Source organism: Mesorhizobium koreense (assembly GCF_031656215.1).
Taxonomy (GTDB): Bacteria; Pseudomonadota; Alphaproteobacteria; order Rhizobiales; family Rhizobiaceae; genus Mesorhizobium_L; species Mesorhizobium_L koreense.
Genome location: NZ_CP134228.1, coordinates 1,730,496 through 1,750,000 on the forward strand (window position 1 = coordinate 1,730,496; position 19,505 = coordinate 1,750,000).

Annotated in this window: 13 protein-coding genes (1 of these 13 only partly in view); 10 read left to right on the forward strand and 3 right to left on the reverse strand. The window is 63.5% G+C overall.

Annotated features, from left to right (window positions below; all coding sequences use genetic code 11):
* Positions 1–19: 19 nt before the first annotated feature.
* Positions 20–808, reverse strand: a complete 789-nt coding sequence (locus RBH77_RS08385; protein ID WP_311031675.1) for an ABC transporter permease — start codon at positions 806–808, stop codon at positions 20–22.
* On the reverse strand, positions 805–1,671 hold the full coding sequence (locus RBH77_RS08390) for an ABC transporter ATP-binding protein (RefSeq protein WP_311031676.1): 867 nt from the start codon (positions 1,669–1,671) through the stop codon (positions 805–807). Before RBH77_RS08390 ends, RBH77_RS08385 begins: the two co-directional genes overlap by 4 nt.
* Before the next feature lie 211 nt (positions 1,672–1,882).
* Between RBH77_RS08390 and RBH77_RS08395 the strand changes: the two genes are divergently transcribed.
* From RBH77_RS08395 to RBH77_RS08440, 10 genes are all read left to right on the forward strand, one after another.
* Entirely contained in the window at positions 1,883–2,938 is a 1,056-nt protein-coding gene (locus RBH77_RS08395) for an ABC transporter substrate-binding protein (RefSeq protein ID WP_503623913.1), read from the forward strand.
* A 292-nt stretch (positions 2,939–3,230) separates the two neighbouring features.
* The gene (locus RBH77_RS08400; protein ID WP_311031678.1) at positions 3,231–5,438 is read left to right on the forward strand and encodes an ABC transporter permease; all 2,208 of its coding nucleotides are present in this window, start codon (positions 3,231–3,233) and stop codon (positions 5,436–5,438) included.
* 16 nt (positions 5,439–5,454) lie between these two features.
* Complete coding sequence (locus tag RBH77_RS08405; RefSeq protein ID WP_311031679.1) at positions 5,455–6,558, forward strand: ABC transporter ATP-binding protein; 1,104 nt, start codon at positions 5,455–5,457, stop codon at positions 6,556–6,558.
* A 152-nt stretch (positions 6,559–6,710) separates the two neighbouring features.
* Entirely contained in the window at positions 6,711–7,985 is a 1,275-nt protein-coding gene (locus tag RBH77_RS08410) for an aspartate kinase (protein ID WP_311031680.1), read from the forward strand.
* Between the two features lie 194 nt (positions 7,986–8,179).
* Positions 8,180–10,450 (forward strand): phosphoenolpyruvate--protein phosphotransferase, encoded by a 2,271-nt coding sequence (gene ptsP / locus RBH77_RS08415; RefSeq protein WP_311032471.1) that lies wholly within the window; start codon positions 8,180–8,182, stop codon positions 10,448–10,450.
* Positions 10,447–11,523, forward strand: a complete 1,077-nt coding sequence (gene prfA, locus RBH77_RS08420) for a peptide chain release factor 1 (RefSeq protein ID WP_311031681.1) — start codon at positions 10,447–10,449, stop codon at positions 11,521–11,523. Before ptsP ends, prfA begins: the two co-directional genes overlap by 4 nt.
* A gap of 34 nt (positions 11,524–11,557) precedes the next feature.
* Positions 11,558–12,415 carry a peptide chain release factor N(5)-glutamine methyltransferase gene (gene prmC, locus RBH77_RS08425; RefSeq protein WP_311031682.1) on the forward strand — a complete coding sequence of 286 codons (858 nt, stop codon included), beginning with the start codon at positions 11,558–11,560 and terminating at the stop codon, positions 12,413–12,415.
* A gap of 339 nt (positions 12,416–12,754) precedes the next feature.
* Complete coding sequence (locus RBH77_RS08430) at positions 12,755–13,468, forward strand: DUF4167 domain-containing protein (RefSeq protein WP_311032472.1); 714 nt, start codon at positions 12,755–12,757, stop codon at positions 13,466–13,468.
* Positions 13,469–13,772: 304 nt separating this feature from the next.
* Entirely contained in the window at positions 13,773–16,403 is a 2,631-nt protein-coding gene (gene clpB, locus RBH77_RS08435; RefSeq protein WP_311031683.1) for an ATP-dependent chaperone ClpB, read from the forward strand.
* A 191-nt stretch (positions 16,404–16,594) separates the two neighbouring features.
* The gene (locus RBH77_RS08440; protein WP_311031684.1) at positions 16,595–18,109 is read left to right on the forward strand and encodes a L,D-transpeptidase family protein; all 1,515 of its coding nucleotides are present in this window, start codon (positions 16,595–16,597) and stop codon (positions 18,107–18,109) included.
* 292 nt (positions 18,110–18,401) lie between these two features.
* Here the strand turns inward: RBH77_RS08440 and RBH77_RS08445 are convergent, their stop codons facing one another.
* On the reverse strand, positions 18,402–19,505 hold the 3' portion of the coding sequence (locus tag RBH77_RS08445; RefSeq protein ID WP_311031685.1) for a M23 family metallopeptidase. It continues 843 nt past the right edge of the window; only the last 1,104 of its 1,947 coding nucleotides appear in the window; its start codon lies beyond the right edge, outside the window — the gene reads right to left on this strand; its stop codon occupies positions 18,402–18,404.

Consider the following 19,505-nt stretch of genomic DNA (forward strand, 5'->3'; position numbering starts at 1 on the left):
CTTGATGATTCTTGGATTTCTATCTTCCGGTTTTCGCGTTCTCGGGGCGCCAGACGAGGAGACGCCGCTCCACCAGCGTCACGGCCCAGTCGATCAGGAGCACGAAGGCGGCGAGTACGAACATGCCGGCGAAGACGCCGCCCACATCGAACACGCCTTCGGCCTGCTGGATGAGATAGCCGAGGCCGGCGGCGGCGCCGAGATATTCACCAACGACCGCACCGACCACGGCGAAGCCAACGGAAGTGTGCAGTGAGGAGAACATCCACGACAACGCCGACGGCCAGTAGACATGGCGCAGCAATTGCCGCTCGCTCATGCCGAGCATTCTGGCATTCGACAGCACCGTCGTGTTCACCTCCCTCACACCCTGGTAGACGTTGAAGAAAACGATGAAGAATACCAGCGTCACGCCGAGCGCGACCTTGGACCAGATGCCGAGCCCGAACCAGAGCGTGAAGATCGGTGCCAGCACGACGCGCGGCAGCGCATTGGCGGCCTTCACATAAGGGTCGAAGATTGCGGCCAGCGTTGGCTTGCGAGCGAACCAGAAGCCGATGAGGATCGCCGCCACCGAGCCGATGACGAAGGCGAGCATGGATTCGAGCAGCGTGATCCACAGATGATACCAGATCGAACCGCCGACGACCCAGAGCCAGATCTGGCTGACGACGGCAGACGGCGTCGAGAAGAAGAAGGAGATGTTGTTGGGATCGCCGACGATATGCGTGGTCGAGGCGATCTGCCACGCGACGACGATGATTGCGGCAACGGCGACCTGCGCGGCTAAAAGGCCGGTCCTGCTCATGTTTTGCTTCCCGTCTCATTTGTGCCGTAGGCCTTCAGCACTTCGCCTTTGAGCATGTGCCATATGTCGCGGTGGAGCGCCTGGAAGGCGGGCTCCACCTTGATCTCGGAAATGTCGCGCGGCCTCGGCAGCGTGATCGGAAAATCGCCGATGATGCGCGCCGAGGGGCCGGCCGACATGACGACCACACGGTCGGCAAGCGCGATCGCCTCTTCGAGGTCGTGGGTCACGAACAGCACCGCCTTGCGGTCGTCCGACCACAATTTCAGGAGCAGGTCGCCCATGATCAGGCGCGTCTGTGCGTCGAGAGGGCCGAAGGGCTCGTCCATCAGGATGATCTCGGGATCGCGGATCAGGACCTGCGCCAACGCCACGCGCTTGCGCTGGCCGCCGGAAAGCATGTGCGGATAGCGTTCACCGAAGGAAGCGAGGCCGACGCGCGTCAGCCATGAGCGGGCGCGCTCCCTCGCCTCGCTTCTTGCCGTGCCGGCGACCTCCAACCCGATCGCGACATTTTCCACCGCCGTCTTCCACGGCATCAGCGCATCCTGCTGGAAGAGATAGCCGGCCTTGCGGTTGATACCTGAAAGCGGATCGCCGAATATCTCCACGCCGCCATCAGCCGGAGTAAGCAATCCCGCCGACGCATTGAGAAGAGTCGACTTGCCGCAGCCGGTAGGTCCGATGATGGCGACGAATTCGCGTGCGCCGACGGCGATATCCGCCTTTTCGACGGCGCGAAACCGTTGGCCGCCCGAAATATCGAACTCGATCGTCACATGATCGAGGCGGACAGCGGGGCGAGCCTCGTCCGCCTGCCGCGATCCGGCCGCTTTCCCTTCGTTTGCCGCTTTCTGCGACATAGCTCCTCCGAGTTCCTATGCGATCTCTTTCCTTGCCAGTCGCGCTGGTAAGGCCAAGGTGCAGTTACGGTCAATTCCACTTCTTGTTAGCTTGTTAGCCGGCTTGAATACGGTGCACGCGTGTGCAACCATCGGAATCGACGGCGGCGCTTGCTATTTCAATGGCCTCCGCCACTTCTTTTCAAGGGAGGAAATCTTGATGATCACCAAAATGCCCTCTGATCCGCGCCGCTCCGGCCTTCGCCATCTGCCGGGATTGGCGCTCACCGCCGTGCTGGCTGCCGTCGGATTCTGCGCCAGCGCACACGCCGCCGACCGCCAGCTCACCATGTATTGCGGGGTGGACGAGGCCTGGTGCCGCGCAATGGCGACCACTTATCAGAAGGAGACCGGCGTCAACGTCGACATGACGCGCATGAGCGCCGGCGAGATCTATGCGAGACTGCGCGCGGAAAAAGCCAATCCACAGGCCGACATATGGTGGGGCGGTACGGGCGATCCGCATCTGCAGGCTGCCGAGGAAGGCTTGACGGAGGAATACAAGTCGGCCGAATTGCCGCAACTCTACGATTGGGCGCAGAAGCAGGCGGAACGCGCCAAGTATCGCACCGTCGGCATCTATCTCGGCGCGCTCGGCTTCGGCTACAATTCCGAGGATCTGAAGCAGCGCAACCTCAAGGCGCCGGAATGCTGGGCCGACCTCGTCAAGCCTGAATTCCAGGGTGAGGTGGAGATGGCCGATCCGAATTCGTCGGGCACGGCGTGGACAGCGCTCGCCACCATCGTGCAGTTGATGGGCGAGGACAAGGCCTTCGACTATTTCAAGCAACTCGACAAGAACATGGCCGAATACACCAAGGCGGGCGCGGCGCCGGCACAGGCGATCGCCAAGGGCGAGACCATGGTCGGCATCGCCTTCCAGCACGACATCATCTTCGCCGCCAAGCAGAACCCGGCCGTGAAGGTCGTATCGCCCTGCGAGGGCACCGGCTTCGAGATCGGTTCGATGAGCATCGTCAAGGGCGCCAAGCACCCCGACGAGGCGAAGAAGTTCTACGACTGGGCGCTGACGCCGGCGGCACAGAAACTCGCCGCGCCGAACGGCAGCTATCAGATCCCGTCGAACAAGGCGACGCCGGTCCCGCCCGAAGCGCCGGATCTCGATAAGATCAAGCTGATCGACTATGATTTCGCCAAATACGGCTCCTCGGAAGTGCGCACCAAGCTTCTGAAGCGCTTCACCGACGAAGTCCGCAACGGCGGCTGATCCAGCGTATCCGCCGGTCGCGTTTGTGGCCGGTGGTGCTTTCCCGCTTGTCGGCAGGGCGATCGCGTATGAGGTTTACCCCCACCCCCAACCCCTCCCCACAAGGGGGAGGGGGATTCTGCGGCGACGCTTGGCGTCGAAACCTGACGTTCATGTCCGATGAGGCGATGTCGGCGCCTCCCTCCCCCTTGTGGGGAGGAGTTAGGAGTGGGGGTATCAGCTTTCCCGATTACGCACGACGTTCATGCGCAATCGCGCTGCGCCCAAAGCAACGCCTTCAAACAGGCGCGGTATGACGCGGCCGACACCGCATCCCGAAAGCACGTTCCCGGCCCGCAATGTCGGCGCCTGGCTGCTTCTCGCATGGGTGGGGTTCCTGATCCTGCCCTGGTACCTGGTCGAGGGCGGTTTCTTCTCCTTCGGATGGCTGGCGGATTTCGCGACCCACGGCCCGGCGGTCCTGCAAGGAGTGGACGGCGCGCCGTGGCTCCTGCCGCTCGTCTTACCGCTTCTCGCCGCCACATGGCTGTGGGGGCGGCGGCGGACGCGGGGGCTTGCCCTAGCAGGCGGCCTTGCGCTCACCTGGATGGCGATAGAGGGGCTTGCGATCGTTCATTCGGGCTGGGGCTTTTCCTGGCTCGCCCAGCTTGCCGGGACGAAAGGCCCGGTGCAGGCGGGTCTGGGCTGGGGAGCGGTGGTTTATGCCCTTTCCATGCTCATGCTGGTCGCAGCGGATTTCGCCGGTCGCGGCTGGTGCAAAGGCGACCGCTTCGTCGTCGGCTCGCTGCTCATCGTCATCGCGACGCTCGTCATCTTCGTCGCCTATCCGCTCCTTTCCATTCTGTCTTCGGCCGTCCGTGACAATTCCGGCAATTTCGCACCGGCGATGTTCCGCCAGAAGCTCTTCGACGGCAATATCTGGAGCCTCGACTGTCTCGCGGGGGGACGCAATTGCGGGGTGGCATGGAACACGCTTTTCGTGGCGGTGCTGGTCGGGCTGCTCTCGACCGTGCTCGGGCTAGCCTTAGCGCTGATCGCGCTTAGAACCCAGATTCGCGCCAAATGGCTCCTGCGCGGGCTCTCCATCCTGCCCATCATCACGCCGCCTTTCGTCATCGGACTCGCGCTGATCCTGCTATTCGGCCGCGCCGGCATCGTGACCGAATTCCTGTCGCACCATTTCGGCATCCCGCGCAGCCGCTGGATCTACGGCGTCGCCGGCATCACCATCGCCCAGGTGCTCGCCTTCACCCCTATCGCCTTCCTCGTTCTCGTGGGGGTGTTGCAAGGCGTCAGCCCGAGCATGGAGGAGGCCTCGCAGACCTTGCGCGCCAGCCGCTGGCGTACCTTCCGCACCGTGACCTGGCCGCTGATCCGGCCGGGGCTCGCCAGCGCGTTCTTGATCTCCTTCATCGAGAGTATGGCGGATTTCGCCAATCCGCTTGTCATCGGCGGTAATTTCAACGTCTTGTCGACGGATATCTTCTTCGCTGTCGTCGGAGCGGCGCACGACCAGGGCCGCGCGGCCGTGCTGGCGATCGTCCTACTGGTTTTCACACTCGCTGCCTTCCTCATCCAGCGGCAATGGATCGGTAAGCGCAGCTATGTCACCGTCGGCGGCAAGGGTGATGGTGGAATGCCGGCACCGCTGCCTGGAGGCTTGAGGCTCGGCGCCTACGGCATCGCGGTACCGTGGCTGGTGCTGACCGTCGTCGTCTACGCCATCATCCTCGTCGGCGGCTTCGTTCATCAGATCGGACGCGACAACACGCCGACACTTGAATATTTCCTGACCGCTTTTTCCATCGAGAAAGGTGTCGGCGGCTGGTTCCTCTCGGGCTCGGCGTGGCCGTCGCTGACGATGACGCTGACCTTGGCGCTGATCGCGATGCCCTTCACCGCCGCGATCGGCCTTTTGACCGCCTACCTGCTCGACCGGCAGCGCTTCGCCGGGCGCACGCTGTTCGAGTTCCTGGCGATGATGAGCTTTGCCATCCCAGGCACGGTGGTCGGCATCAGCTATATCCTCTCCTTCAACGTGCCGCCTATCCAGATGACTGGCACGGGGCTGATCATCATCATCTCGTTCGTCTTCCGAAACATGCCGGTCGCGATCCGCGCGGGGCTCGCCAATCTGGGCCAGATCGACAGGAGCCTCGACGAGGCTTCGCTGACGCTGGGCGCGCGCTCCTTCGCCACGCTGAGGCGCGTCATGCTGCCCTTGATGAAGCCGGCGATCGTAACCGCGATGATCTACAGCTTCGTGCGCGCCATGACGGCGGTGAGCGCGGTGATCTTCCTTGCGACGGGCCGTTTCAATCTCTCGACCGTCTATATCGTCGGCCGCGCCGATGTCGGCGAATACGGTATCGCGATCGTCTATGCCGCCGTTATGATCGTCCTGATGATGGTTATTCTGGTCGGCATCCAGTTGCTTGTCGGCGAACGCAGCCTCGGGCGGCGGCGAGCCGGCTCCGAAGCGCTGCCGATTGCGGCCTGAAGATGAGAGAGACGGGATGAATCACAGCTCCACAGCATCGATTGGCGCGACGGCCGCGCATCCGGCGGTCCGGTTCGAAGCCGTGACCAAGCGCTATGGCCAGGTGGTAGCCGTCGATCAGGTCGGCTTCGATATCGCGCCCGGCACGCTGGTGACGCTGCTCGGGCCTTCCGGCTGTGGCAAGACGACCACCCTTCGTCTGATCGCCGGGCTCGAACAGGCCTCCGACGGCCGCATCCTGATCGACGGTACCGACGTGACGGCGCTGTCGGCGGCGGAACGCGACGTCTCCATGGTGTTCCAGTCCTACGCGCTTTTTCCACACATGGACGTCATGGAGAACGTCTCCTATGGCCTGCGCGCCATGGGGCTGAAGAAGGCCGAGGCCGAGGCGCGCGCAGCGGAGAAGTTGTCGCTGGTCGGCCTCTCCGGCTACGAGAAACGCCAGCCGAGCGAGCTTTCCGGCGGCCAGCAGCAGCGCGTCGCCGTGGCGCGCGCCATCGTGCTGGAGCCGAAGGTGCTGCTCTTCGACGAGCCGCTTTCCAATCTCGACGCCAAGCTCCGCCGCCACGTGCGCGACGAGATCCGAGGGTTGCAGCAGGATCTGGCGCTTACCGTGGTCTATGTCACGCACGACCAGGAGGAGGCGCTGGCGGTGTCGGACCGCATCATCGTCATGCGCTCGGCGCGCGTCGCCCAGGACGGTACGCCGCGCGAACTCTACAACGCGCCGGCCAGCCGCTTCGTCGCCGATTTCATGGGCGACGCCAACCTGCTCGAAGCGATGGTGGGCGAGCATCATGGCGGAGCGGCCGAGGTGAAGGTAGGGCCGCTTTCGCTCGACCTTCCGCATCGCGGCATCGGCCCAGGCGCGGCGGCGCTCGCCGTCCGCCCGCATTCGGTGCGGCTGGCGGCAGGGCCGGTGGACAAGGGCGGGATCGAAGGGCGCGTCACCAAGGCCGCCTATCTCGGCGACCACATGGAATATACCGTCACCACCGTTTCGCCCGAGGCGGAGCTTTTCGCCACTGACGCCGACGTGAACAGGCCGCACGCGACCGGTTCTACCGTGTCCGTGCATCTCGATCCGGAAAGCGTGGTGCTCGTAGCGAACGATTGACATCGATTGGCTGACCAACGCCAGGATTGCTTGCGAAGCGCGGACGATTTGGCTATGGAACCGGCGAATTTCGCGCCTCGGTGAGCCGGGGTGCTTTCCTTCGAATCTCCAGAAAAGCCCAAGCAGGCTGCCAAGAAAGCGTTCTTCCGTCCATGGCGCGCATCGTGATGAAGTTCGGCGGGACATCCGTCGCCGACCTTGACCGCATCCATAATGTGGCGCGGCATGTCAAACGCGAGGTGGATGCCGGCCATGACGTGGCGGTCGTGGTGTCGGCCATGTCGGGCAAGACCAACGAACTCGTCGGCTGGGTCAAGGGCATGCCGAAGGCAACCGGCGCGAACAGCCCCTTTTTCGACGCGCGCGAATACGACGCGATCGTTGCCTCGGGCGAACAGGTCACGTCCGGCCTGCTCGCCATCGCGTTGCAGTCGATGGGTGTCCATGCGCGTTCCTGGCAGGGCTGGCAGATCCCGATCCGGACCGACAACGCACATGGCGCCGCGCGAATCAAGGAGATCGACGGTTCCTTCCTGATCAAGCGTTTCGGTGAGGGGCAGGTCGCGGTGGTCGCCGGCTTCCAGGGGCTGGCGCCTGACAACCGCATCTCGACGCTCGGCCGCGGCGGTTCCGATACCAGCGCGGTGGCGATCGCGGCGGCGGTCAAGGCCGACCGCTGCGACATCTATACGGATGTGGACGGAGTCTACACCACCGACCCGCGCATCGAGCCCAAGGCGCGGCGCCTTTCGAAGATTTCCTTCGAGGAAATGTTGGAAATGGCCTCGCTCGGGGCCAAGGTATTGCAGGTCCGCTCGGTCGAGCTTGCCATGGTGCATGGCGTGCGGACCTTCGTGCGTTCGTCTTTCGACGATCCGGACGCGCCTGGAATGGGCGACCCCGTAAACCCGCCCGGAACGCTCATTTGCGATGAGGATGAAATCGTGGAACAGCAAGTCGTCACCGGTATCGCCTACGCCAAGGACGAAGCGCAGATTTCTCTGAGGCGCGTCGCCGACCGCCCCGGCGTCTCGGCGGGCATATTCGGGCCGCTGGCCGATGCCGGCATCAATGTCGACATGATCGTGCAGAACATCTCCGAGGACGGTTCGCGCACGGACATGACGTTCACCGTTCCCTCGGCCGATGTCGGCCGCGCGCTTGCCGTGCTCGAAACGGTGCGCGACAAGGTCGGCTTCGATGCCGTCCAGCACGATGACGGCATGTCGAAAGTGTCGGTCATCGGCATCGGCATGAGGAGCCATGCGGGTGTCGCGGCGACCGCCTTCAAGGCCTTGGCCGAGAAGGCGATCAACATCCGCGCCATCACCACGTCCGAGATCAAGATATCCATCCTGATCGACGGGCCCTACACGGAACTTGCGGTTCGCACTTTGCATTCCGTTTACGGGCTCGATAAGCATTAATCCATCGTCTAGAGTATTTCCGCTTTTCTTCGAATCGCGGAAACGCCCTATCGTTTTGTTTTACGCAATTCCGGACGGAAAACCGGTTCCCACTTTTCCTGGAATTGCTCTAGAACAGGCGAACCATTCGTTTCGATTCCGGCGGTGTCCGCGGCAAGCTGGCGCCGCTCCGGACCCGTTGGAGAAAATGCATGATGCGAGAGGTTGGCGGCGGTCCCCGCGTGCTCTTGCGGCGGCTGCGCGAATTGATGGCGGAGCCGCTGGAGCCGCAGGAACGGCTCGACCGCATCGTGCGTGAAATCGCCTCAAACATGGTGGCGGAAGTCTGCTCGCTCTATGTGCTGCGCGCCGATTCGGTCCTCGAACTCTATGCGACGGAAGGCTTGAACCCGACCGCCGTCCACCGGGCGCAATTGCAGATCGGGCAGGGCCTCGTCGGCACGATTGCCGCAAGTGCCCGCTCCCTCAACCTGACCGACGCGCAGAAGCATCCGGCCTTCGCCTACCTGCCGGAGACGGGAGAGGAGATCTACAATTCCTTCCTCGGCGTGCCGGTTCTGCGCGCGGGCCGCACGCTCGGCGTGCTGACGGTCCAGAACCGCACCAAGCGCAACTATCGCGAGGACGAGCTGGAAGCGCTCGAGACGACGGCCATGGTGATCGCCGAGATGATCGCCACCGGCGATCTGGCGCGGCTGTCCAGGCCCGGCCTCGATCTCGACCTCAGTCGGCCGGTCGCCTTCACCGGCCTCGCCTTCAACGAGGGCATCGGACTCGGTCATGTCGTGCTGCACGAACCGCGCATCGTTGTAACCAACCTCTTCAACGAGGACAGCGAGGAGGAGGTGAGACGGCTGGAAAGCGCGCTCGGCTCGCTCAGGCTTTCCATCGACGACATGCTGTCGCGCCGCGAAGTGGCATCGGAGGGCGAGCACCGCGCCGTGCTCGAAGCCTACCGGATGTTCGCGCACGACCAGGGCTGGGTCCGGCGCATCGAGGAGGCGGTGCGCAACGGCCTCACGGCGGAAGCGGCGGTCGAGAAGGTGCAGTCGGACATGCGCGCGCGCATGATGCACATGACCGACCCCTACATGCGCGAGCGCATGAGCGATTTCGACGATCTCGCCAATCGGCTTTTGCGGCAGCTGATGGGGCGCGGACCCGAGGCGCTCGCCGAGCAATTGCCGAAGGATGCGATCATCGTCGCGCGCTCCATGGGCGCGGCTGAACTGCTCGACTATCCGCGCGAGCGGCTGCGCGGGCTGGTGCTTGAGGATGGCGCCATCACCAGCCACATCGTCATCGTGGCGCGCGCGGTGGGGATACCGGTCGCCGGCCAGGTGACAGGCGCCGTCTCCATGGCGGAAAACGGCGACGCGATTATCGTCGACGGTGACGCGGGGCGTGTGCATCTGAGGCCGCAATCGGATGTCGAGGCCGCCTACGCGGAAAAGGTTCGCTTCCGCGCCAAGCGGCAGGAGCTTTATCGCGAATTGCGCGGCAGGCCTTCCGTGACCAGGGACGGCGTCCATGTCGACCTGATGATGAATGCCGGGCTTGCCGTCGACCTGCCGCAACTGGCCGAATCGGGTGCCGCGGGAATCGGGCTCTACCGCACGGAACTCCAGTTCATGGTCGCGGCGACCTTCCCGCGCGCCGAACAGCAGGAGGAGCTTTACCGGCACGTGCTGGACGTGGCGCGCGACAAGCCGGTGACGTTCCGCACCATCGACATTGGCGGCGACAAGGTGCTGCCCTATTTCAAGAGCGCCAAGCCGGAGGAGAATCCGGCGCTCGGCTGGCGCGCGATCCGGCTGACGCTTGACCGGCCGGCGCTCTTGAGGACACAGATCCGTGCGCTGTTGAAGGCGGCGGGCGGCCGGGAACTCAAGGTGATGTTCCCGATGGTGACCGAGATCGGCGAAATCCGGCAGGCGCGCGAACTGATCGACCGCGAGGTGCGCTATCTGTCGCGCTTCGCCCATCACCTTCCGACAAGCCTGAAGCTCGGCGCGATGCTGGAAGTGCCGGCGCTGATGTGGCAACTCGACGAATTGATGAAGGCGGTGGATTTCGTCTCGGTCGGCTCAAACGATCTCTTCCAGTTCGTGATGGCCACCGACCGCGGCAACACCCTTCTTTCCGACCGCTTCGATCCGCTTTCGGTACCGTTCCTGAGAGTCCTGAAAGGGATCGCCGATGCGGGAAGAAAATCCGAGACGCCGGTGACGCTGTGCGGCGAGCTTGCCGGCCGCCCGATTTCGGCGATGGCGCTGGTCGGGCTCGGCTATCGCTCGATCTCCATGTCGCCGGCGGCGATCGGGCCGGTGAAGGCAATGCTGGCCGAACTGCCTGCCGAGGAATTGGCGGCGATGCTGACCGATCTCCTTGCCCGGCCGGATGGCGGAACGAATGTGCGCGGCCTGCTCGAAGAGTTCGCAGGGAAACACGACATTCCACTATGATCGATCTACCTGCCGAACGGATGGACCAGGTGCTGAAACGCTTCGACCTGATCGAGGCGAGGATGTCGGCCGGCTCCGATCCGGAGACCTATGTCAAACTCGCCTCCGAATATGCCGAGCTTCAGGAATTGGCGACGAAGATCCGCGAATTGCGCGCCGCCGAGAAAGAACTTGCCGACCTCGAAACCATGCGCGACGACAAGGGATCGGATGGGGAGATGCGCGCGCTTGCGGCATCCGAGATCGACGAGGTCAAGGAGAAGATCGAGCGATTGAAGGGCGATATCCGCATCCTGCTGCTGCCCAGGGATGCCGCCGACGACAAGAACGCCATCCTGGAGATACGCGCCGGAACGGGCGGCGACGAAGCGGCGCTTTTCGCCGGCGATCTGTTTCGCATGTATGAACGCTATGCCGCTGGCCATGGCTGGCGGATCGAGATCGTGTCGGCGAGCGAAAGCGAGGTCGGCGGCTATAAGGAAATCATAGCTACGGTCTCCGGCAAGGGCGTGTTCGCGCGGCTGAAGTTCGAATCGGGCGCGCATCGCGTGCAGCGCGTTCCTGAGACGGAAGCGGGTGGACGCATCCACACCTCTGCGGCGACGGTGGCGGTACTGCCGGAGGCGGAGGAAGTCGATATCGAGATACGCCCAGAGGAAATCCGCATCGACACGATGCGGGCTTCGGGCTCGGGCGGCCAGCATGTCAACACGACAGATTCGGCCGTACGCATCACACATCTGCCGACCGGCATCATGGTGGTGCAGGCGGAGAAGTCGCAGCACCAGAACCGGGCACGCGCCATGCAGATCCTGCGCGCACGGCTCTACGACATGGAACGCATGAAGGCGGATGACGAACGCTCGGAGGCGCGCCGGTTGCAGGTGGGTTCGGGCGACCGCTCGGAGCGCATCCGTACCTATAATTTCCCGCAGGGCCGAGTGACCGACCATCGCATCAATCTTACCCTCTACAAGCTCGATCGGGTCTTGGAAGGCGATCTCGACGAGATCATCGACGCGCTCATCGCCGACCACCAGTCGAAGCTGATGGCGGCCGAATCGGAGGGGTGACCCTGTTCCGCCGCGTTCCCTTCAGGGTGCTTCGATGACCACACTTAGCGCCCTTCATCGTGAAGCGAGGGATCGACTCGCCGAAGCCGGCATCGAGAACGCCGCGCTCGACGCGCGTCTGATTGTCGAGCATTTCACCGCTACACGGCGCGTCGATGCGATCCGGGCTCCGGATCGAACGCTCGATCCCGGAATTGCCACTGCCGTTCGCGACGCGCTTCGCCGCCGTATCGCGCGTGAGCCGGTCCACCGCATCCTAGGCCGGCGGGAATTCTACGGCCTCGATCTGAAGCTTTCTCCGGCAACGCTGGAGCCCCGCCCCGATACGGAAACGCTGGTCGATCTCTGCCTGCCTTTCCTGAGAGAACGGGCGGCTGCCGGTGGTGTTAGTCGCATCCTCGATCTCGGTACGGGTACAGGCGCCATCGCGCTCGCGTTTCTTTCGCAAATCCCTCAAACGACGGCACTCTGCACGGATATCTCGGCCGAAGCGCTTGAAACGGCGCTATCCAATGCCGATATCAACGGCATGAAGGGCCGTTTCGGCGGTATCGTGTCGAACTGGTTCGAGGCCGTTGACGGCAATTTTACGCTCATCGTGTCGAATCCGCCCTATATCCCGACGAGGGATATCGGAATGCTGGCTTCGGAAGTCCGGTACCATGATCCGGTGATGGCACTCGATGGCGGATTGGATGGGCTCGATGCCTATCGCAGCATCGCGGCCGGAGCCGGGAGACATCTGGAAGAGGCTGGCCGCGTGGCGGTCGAGATCGGTTTCGATCAGCGGCAGGACGTGATCGGGATTTTCGAGGCCGGAGGATTTGCGCTGAAAGGAAGTGCGAAGGATCTCGGCGGAAACGAACGGGCGCTGATGTTCGCACGGCTTTGATCGAGGTTTTTGCGGCTGCGAAAAAAGGCTTGGCATTCATGGCGAATGCGGCTAGGTTCCGGCAACCGGATGAGACGAAGCAGGCAGTGCTCTAGGCGATTCGGTTCCCGTTGAAACAAGCTGCCTTCTTGCGTGAAAGACGCCTTGTCGTCGTGCGGGGATCGTCCGGCAAAGTGACATGAAACGACTTTTGGATTTGGCACGTGGCGGCTGCCTTTTGGGCGCAGTTGAAAGCCGACAACGCAACGCGATACGGACGGTAAGAGATCCGCGTTCTCCGATGCCCGGACAGTTTTCAAAAAAGAGAATGGTATGAGGCCAGGACAGCAGAACAGGCGCATGCGTGGGCGCAACAACAATAATAATAACAATAATAATAACCGCAGGGGACCCAATCCCCTCACGCGCAGCTACGAGAGTAACGGACCCGATGTGAAGATCCGCGGCTCCGCCCAGCAGATCGCCGAGAAATACGCCACCCTTGCCCGCGACGCACAGAGTTCGGGCGACCGGGTCATGGCCGAGAACTATCTGCAGCACGCCGAGCATTACAACCGCATCATCGCGGCGGCGCAGGCGCAGTTGGCTATCCAGCAGGCTCGCGACATCCGCGACGAGACGGACGAGGATGGCGAAGACGATCAGCATGGCGATGGACAGCGTGGGGACAGCGTGGGCGCCAACGGCTCGCGCGAGCATCGCCAGCACTATGCCAATGACGGCAGCGGCCCACAGCCGGTCATCGAGGGCACCCCGGCCGAAATTGCCTACAATCACCAGAACGGCGCGGGCGATCAGCCGCAGCCTGCCGCGAATGGCGCCGACAACGGCCATGCGCGGGGCGAGCGGATAAACGGCAGCAGCCATGCCGAGGCCGCGCCGGCGGAAGAGGAAAGCGCTCCGCGCCGTGCCCGCCGGCCGCGCCGCAGGACCAACGGCCGCGGCGAAGAGGAAGGCCGGACCAATGGCGCCCAGCCCACTGAAGCCGAAGCCGCCGGCTCGGCGGAGCAGCCCTCCGGCGAAAGCGGTGGAGCGATAGAGCAGGCGGAATAGGATTTTCTCTTCTCGCAATGGATTTCACGGAGCGGCGGCCATCGGTCGCCGTTTCTGTCTATCGGCCGCCTTGTGGACGGAAGCGCGGAACCGTGGATCAGGTCCAACTCGTGCCTGCGTTTTCTCTCAGCCCTATCTTGAGGGGTAGGCGTTCCCTTCCCATATCTGCGCTATAATGGACTTGCCTCGATCGGGAGCCTGAAAGCCCGCGATCCTTTGACATTTGATTCATCGCACGGGGGAGTCCGTCATCTGGAAACCGGTCGGTGCCGCAAAGCGGGCCGTTCGGGGAATGGAGACAGGAATGAATATTGAGAAATACTCCGAGCGCGTCCGGGGGTTCATCCAGTCCGCGCAGCAATACGCACTCAATCGCGATCACCAGCAATTCACGCCCGAGCATGTCCTCAAAGCTCTCATCGACGACGACGAAGGCCTTGCGGCATCGCTGATCGAGCGCGCCGGCGGACGGCCGCGCGACGTCGAAATGGGCGTCGATGCCGCTCTTGACGCGATGCCTAAGGTCGAGGGCGGCAACGGCCAGCTTTATATGGCGCAGCCGCTCGCCAAGGTCTTTTCCACCGCCGAGGAACTGGCGAAGAAGGCCGGCGACAGTTTCGTCACAGTCGAACGGCTCTTGCAGGCGCTCGCCATGGAGAAGTCGGCAAAGACCGCCGACATCCTCGCCAAGGCAGGCGTGACGCCGCAGGGCCTCAACCAGGCCATCAATGAAATCCGCAAGGGGCGCACCGCCGATTCGGCCTCGGCCGAACAGGCCTATGACGCGCTGAAGAAATATGCGCGCGACCTGACGGCGGATGCCCGTGCGGGCAAGCTCGATCCGGTCATCGGCCGCGACGACGAAATCCGCCGCACGATCCAGGTGCTTTCCCGGCGCACCAAGAACAATCCCGTCCTGATCGGCGAGCCCGGCGTCGGCAAGACCGCGATCGCGGAAGGCCTGGCGCTCAGGATCGTCAATGGCGACGTGCCCGAGAGCCTGAAAGACAAGCAATTGATGGCGCTCGACATGGGCGCGCTGATCGCGGGCGCGAAATATCGCGGCGAATTCGAGGAGCGGCTGAAGGCCGTGCTCAACGAGGTCACATCGGCCAATGGCGAGATCATCCTGTTCATCGACGAGATGCACACGCTGGTCGGCGCGGGCAAGGCCGACGGCGCGATGGATGCGTCCAACCTCCTGAAGCCGGCGCTGGCGCGCGGCGAGCTTCACTGCGTCGGCGCGACCACGCTCGACGAATACCGCAAATATATCGAGAAGGACGCCGCGCTCGCCCGCCGTTTCCAGCCGGTCTTCGTCGACGAGCCGACGGTCGAGGACACGATCTCCATCCTGCGCGGGCTGAAGGAGAAATACGAACAGCACCACAAGGTGCGCATCTCCGATTCGGCACTCGTCTCGGCGGCGACGCTCGGCAATCGCTACATCACCGACCGCTTCCTGCCGGACAAGGCGATCGACCTGGTGGATGAAGCCGCGTCGCGGCTCAGGATGCAGGTCGATTCCAAGCCGGAGGCGCTGGACGAGATCGACCGGCGCATCATGCAGCTCAAGATTGAGCGCGAGGCGCTGAAGGTCGAGAAGGACGATGCTTCGAGGGACCGGCTGGGGCGGCTCGAAAAGGAACTCGCGGGCCTCGAGGAAGAGTCCGATGCGCTGACCGCCAAATGGCAGGCCGAAAAGGCCAAGCTCGGCGAAGCGGCGGACCTGAAAAAGGAGCTGGACGCGGCGAGGAACGAACTCGCCATCGCGCAGCGCAAGGGCGAATTCCAGCGTGCCGGCGAACTTGCCTATGGCAGGATCCCGGAACTGGAAAAGAAGCTTCAGGACGCCGAGGCGCATGACGGCGAGAAGGGTTCCATGGTCGAAGAGACCGTGACGCCCGACCACGTCGCGCATATAGTGTCGCGCTGGACCGGTATTCCGGTCGACAAGATGCTGGAAGGCGAGCGTGAGAAGCTGCTTCGCATGGAGGACGAGATCGCCAGGCGCGTCGTCGGCCAGGGCGAAGCGGTTCAGGCGGTGTCGAAAGCCGTCCGGCGCGCCCGCGCAGGCTTGCAGGACCCCAACCGGCCGATCGGCTCATTCATGTTCCTCGGCCCTACCGGCGTCGGCAAGACCGAACTCACCAAGGCGCTGGCAAGCTTTCTCTTCGATGACGAGAGCGCCATGGTGCGCATCGACATGTCGGAGTTCATGGAGAAGCATTCGGTCGCGCGGCTGATCGGCGCGCCTCCCGGCTATGTCGGCTACGAGGAAGGCGGAGCGCTCACCGAGGCCGTCCGCCGTCGGCCCTATCAGGTCGTGCTCTTCGACGAGATCGAGAAGGCGCATCCGGATGTGTTCAACGTGCTCCTGCAGGTGCTCGATGACGGCCGCCTGACAGACGGGCAGGGTCGCACGGTCGACTTCCGCAATACGCTGATCATCATGACGTCGAACCTAGGCGCCGAATATCTCGTCAATCTCGGCGAGAACGAGGATGTCGACAAGGTACGCGACGAAGTGATGGCCGTGGTGCGGGCATCGTTCCGGCCGGAGTTCCTGAACCGTGTGGACGAGGTTATCCTGTTCCATCGGTTGCGCCGGCAGGATATGGGCCAGATCGTCGAGATCCAGCTCAAGCGGCTGGAGAAGCTCCTGGTAGACCGCAAGATCACCCTCGATCTCGACGAGACGGCGATCAAGTGGCTGGCCGACAAGGGCTATGATCCGGCCTATGGCGCGCGGCCGTTGAAACGTGTCATGCAGAAGGAACTGCAGGATCCGCTCGCTGAAAAGATCCTCGGCGGCGAGATCAAGGACGGTTCGACCGTGGTTATCACGGCGGGCTCCGATCGGCTGAACTTCCGCGCGAAGGCGACGCCCGCCGGCAAGAAAGCCGAAACGGTCGAGACCGAAGAAGCAGCGTAAGCGTTCGCTCTCCTCCACCATCGAACGCCCCTCCGCATATCGCGCGAGGGGCGTTTTCTTTTGAAGAGATCCCATGGATCCCGCCACATCGCGGTCATTTTCATGCCCGGTTCATCGCGCAGGTAGTAGTTCGGGCGGAGGCACGGCGAAGCGGTCGTGCAACCGGATGTCGGCTTGGGAGTTTTTAGCGGATGAAGCCTGTTCTTGCCCTGTGCCTTTTCGTGCTGGCGGGTGCCGCCGGCCCGGCCTTTGCGTCCAGTGAAGCCGGAAGCACTGCTCCTGTTACGGTGCGGCCGGCGAGCGGCGTGCAATTGGCACAGGCGCGTGAGGTCGATGTCTATACCGACGATTCCGGGCGTCGCGTGGTCGTGGATGCCTATACGGGGCAGGTAATCGACGTGCTGCCGCCCGAACGACAGCGACCACGCGCCGGTTATGGCCGCTCCATCGTGGAAGGCGACGTGCGTCGCTATGGCGACCGCGGGGTCTATGCGCATGAAGACGACGGTTTCTATGACGACGGCTATTATGACGATGCGCCGCGGCAATTGCCCCAGCCCGACTATGACCGTCCGATAAGGAGGCAGCCGGCACCGCCGATCGAGGCGTCGCGCCCGGCGCCGCGCTTCGAGGAAACCCGGCCGGGCCTCTATGAGTTGGCGCCTTCGCGTCGAAACGATGCGGAACCACTGCCTCCGGACGAAGGCACCGGTTCCGATTCGCGCATGGCGTCGCAGGAGCCGCCGGAAGGCAATCCGAACGCGACCGGGCGCGGCTTCGGCGATCTGCCGCCGCCTTTGGCACAGCCGCCGGCTAACCATGAGCCTTTCGTGCAGCAGGCTCCGGCGCTCAGCCCCATCATCTCGGCCGAATCGATCGCCCGCGTCCAGATCGTGCTCGATCGGGCCGGCGCTTCGCCGGGCGTGATTGACGGGCGCTTCGGTGGTAATTTGCGGAAGGCGCTCGCCGCCTACAAGGAAATCACGGGGCACGAGCTTGATACGGCGGATGGCCAGGCGATCAAGAAGGCGCTGGACGCGAGCGGCGGACCGGCCTTCCAGAACTACACCATCACCAACGCGGACGCGGCGGGCCCCTATATCGCTTCGGTCCCGTCGGATTACAGCGCCAAGGCGAAGCTCGACCGGCTGGGCTATGCATCGGTGTCGGAGATGCTCGCCGAGCGTTTCCACATGGACGAGAATTATCTGAAGCAGCTCAACCCGACGGCCAATTTCAACCGGCCCGGAACGGTGATCCGCGTAGCGAATATTGGCGCGCCGAAGATCGGCAAGGTCGCCCGCATCGTCGCCAACAAGAAGCTGGAAGAGGTCTTCGCCTATGACGAGGACGGCAAGCTGATCGCAACCTATCCCGCCACGATCGGCTCAACGGATACGCCGTCGCCCTCCGGCACGGTGAAGGTCGTGAGTGTCACGCTCGACCCGACCTATACCTACAATCCGAAGATCAACTTCAAGCAGGGCAACAACGACAAGGTCCTCACCATTCCGCCGGGACCGAACGGGCCGGTCGGTTCGGTGTGGATCGCGCTCTCGAAGCCGACATACGGCATCCACGGTACGCCCGAGCCCGACAAGATCGGCAAGACCAGTTCGCATGGCTGCGTCAGGCTGACCAATTGGGATGCCCAGGAACTGGCGAAAATGGTGAGCCCCGGCGTGTGGGTGCAGTTTATCGACTGAGCTTGTCCGGGTGGTCGACCAGGGCCAACCGCATACGAAGTTCGACCTCCACTCCGATCGGCTGCGCCGACTACCTCTCCCTCGTTCGACGGGGTAGAGGAAGCGCCGGACGCAACGCTTGGCGCCCTTCCTCTACCCCACGAAAGTGGGGGAGAGGTGGCCCGCGTAGCGGGACGGAGTGGGGGCATTTTGCCGTAGGCGGTAGGCCGTCGCCTGTGGGGAGAAAGGAGTGGGGTGCTCTCTTGTTCGAGTCCTGCTTGGCCGGATCGACGCATTCGCTCGAGCGGGGCGCTTAGGACTGGCTTGCCACCTTCATGGTGCCCTTGTCCTCTTCCTTCAGGAGCGCGTCGATGCGGTCGCGCTCCTTCTTGAACGCAACGAGTTCCTTCTCCTTCAACGAGTGGCCGACCGGCAGGCGCACGCGAAGCGGATCGACCGGGCGGTCGTTGATCCTGATCTCGAAGTGGACGTGCGGGCCGGTCGACAGGCCGGTCGAGCCGACATAGCCGATCACCTGACCCTGGCGGACATGGTCACCCGGTTCGATCCCTGAAGCGAAGGCGCTCTGGTGTGCGTAGAGCGTCTCGTAGCCGTTGGCATGGCGGATGACGGTCTCCTTGCCGTAGCCGGATGCCCAGCCGACCTTCTCCACAACGCCGTTACCGGCGGCAAGGATCGGCGTACCGCGCCGGGTGGCGTAGTCGACGCCGGTATGCATGCGCATGATGCCGAGGATCGGGTGGCGCTCCATGCCGAAGCCGCGGCTAATGCGGGCGCCCGGAGCAGGGTTCCTGAACAGGAACTGCCGGGCGCTCTTGCCGTCCTGATCGAAATAGTCGATCGAGCCGTTCTTCATCTGGAAGCGATAATAGGTGTGAGCCGTGCCGCCGAAGGTGGCGTTGGCGTAGAGCAATTCGGATTCGTCCGAAGCCTTGCCGTCCTCATCCGGTTGCGAGAACAGCACGGTGATCCGGTCGGCGGGCGACAGCCGCGACTGGAAGTCGACGTCGGACGCCAGGATCTTGATGAGTTGCTTGGTCATCCTTTCCGACATGCCGTAGGAGTAGGCGGATCGGTAGATGCCGTCATAGATCGTCGGAAGGTCGCCCCTTACGCTGACGGGAGGCGATGTGTCGAAGGCGGTGGCGATATCCGGGTCGGGCTCCGGTTCGTCGGCCGGCACATATTGCTGGCGGTCGTCGAGCGCTATCGTCAGGAGATGCCGCGTGTGATCGTAGACGCTGGTGCGGACGATGCGGCTCCTGCCGTCTTTGGTTTCGACGCCGACGCGCAGTACGCTGCCGGCCTTAAGCGTCGAAGTGTCGAGCAGCTTGGCGATGGCGTCGGCCATGCCTCTTGCATCCTCTTCCGCATAGCCGGAATCGGCGAATGCCTG

Excerpts from the sequence above, each read along its gene's own strand:
- RBH77_RS08385 (WP_311031675.1), bottom strand. The coding sequence starts at position 808 with ATGAGCAGGACCGGCCTTTTAGCCGCGCAGGTCGCCGTTGCCGCAATC.
- RBH77_RS08390 (WP_311031676.1), bottom strand. The coding sequence starts at position 1,671 with ATGTCGCAGAAAGCGGCAAACGAAGGGAAAGCGGCCGGATCGCGGCAG.
- RBH77_RS08395 (WP_503623913.1), top strand. The coding sequence starts at position 1,883 with ATGCCCTCTGATCCGCGCCGCTCCGGCCTTCGCCATCTGCCGGGATTG.
- RBH77_RS08400 (WP_311031678.1), top strand. The coding sequence starts at position 3,231 with ATGACGCGGCCGACACCGCATCCCGAAAGCACGTTCCCGGCCCGCAAT.
- RBH77_RS08405 (WP_311031679.1), top strand. The coding sequence starts at position 5,455 with ATGAATCACAGCTCCACAGCATCGATTGGCGCGACGGCCGCGCATCCG.
- RBH77_RS08410 (WP_311031680.1), top strand. The coding sequence starts at position 6,711 with ATGGCGCGCATCGTGATGAAGTTCGGCGGGACATCCGTCGCCGACCTT.
- ptsP (WP_311032471.1), top strand. The coding sequence starts at position 8,180 with ATGCGAGAGGTTGGCGGCGGTCCCCGCGTGCTCTTGCGGCGGCTGCGC.
- prfA (WP_311031681.1), top strand. The coding sequence starts at position 10,447 with ATGATCGATCTACCTGCCGAACGGATGGACCAGGTGCTGAAACGCTTC.
- prmC (WP_311031682.1), top strand. The coding sequence starts at position 11,558 with ATGACCACACTTAGCGCCCTTCATCGTGAAGCGAGGGATCGACTCGCC.
- RBH77_RS08430 (WP_311032472.1), top strand. The coding sequence starts at position 12,755 with ATGCGTGGGCGCAACAACAATAATAATAACAATAATAATAACCGCAGG.
- clpB (WP_311031683.1), top strand. The coding sequence starts at position 13,773 with ATGAATATTGAGAAATACTCCGAGCGCGTCCGGGGGTTCATCCAGTCC.
- RBH77_RS08440 (WP_311031684.1), top strand. The coding sequence starts at position 16,595 with ATGAAGCCTGTTCTTGCCCTGTGCCTTTTCGTGCTGGCGGGTGCCGCC.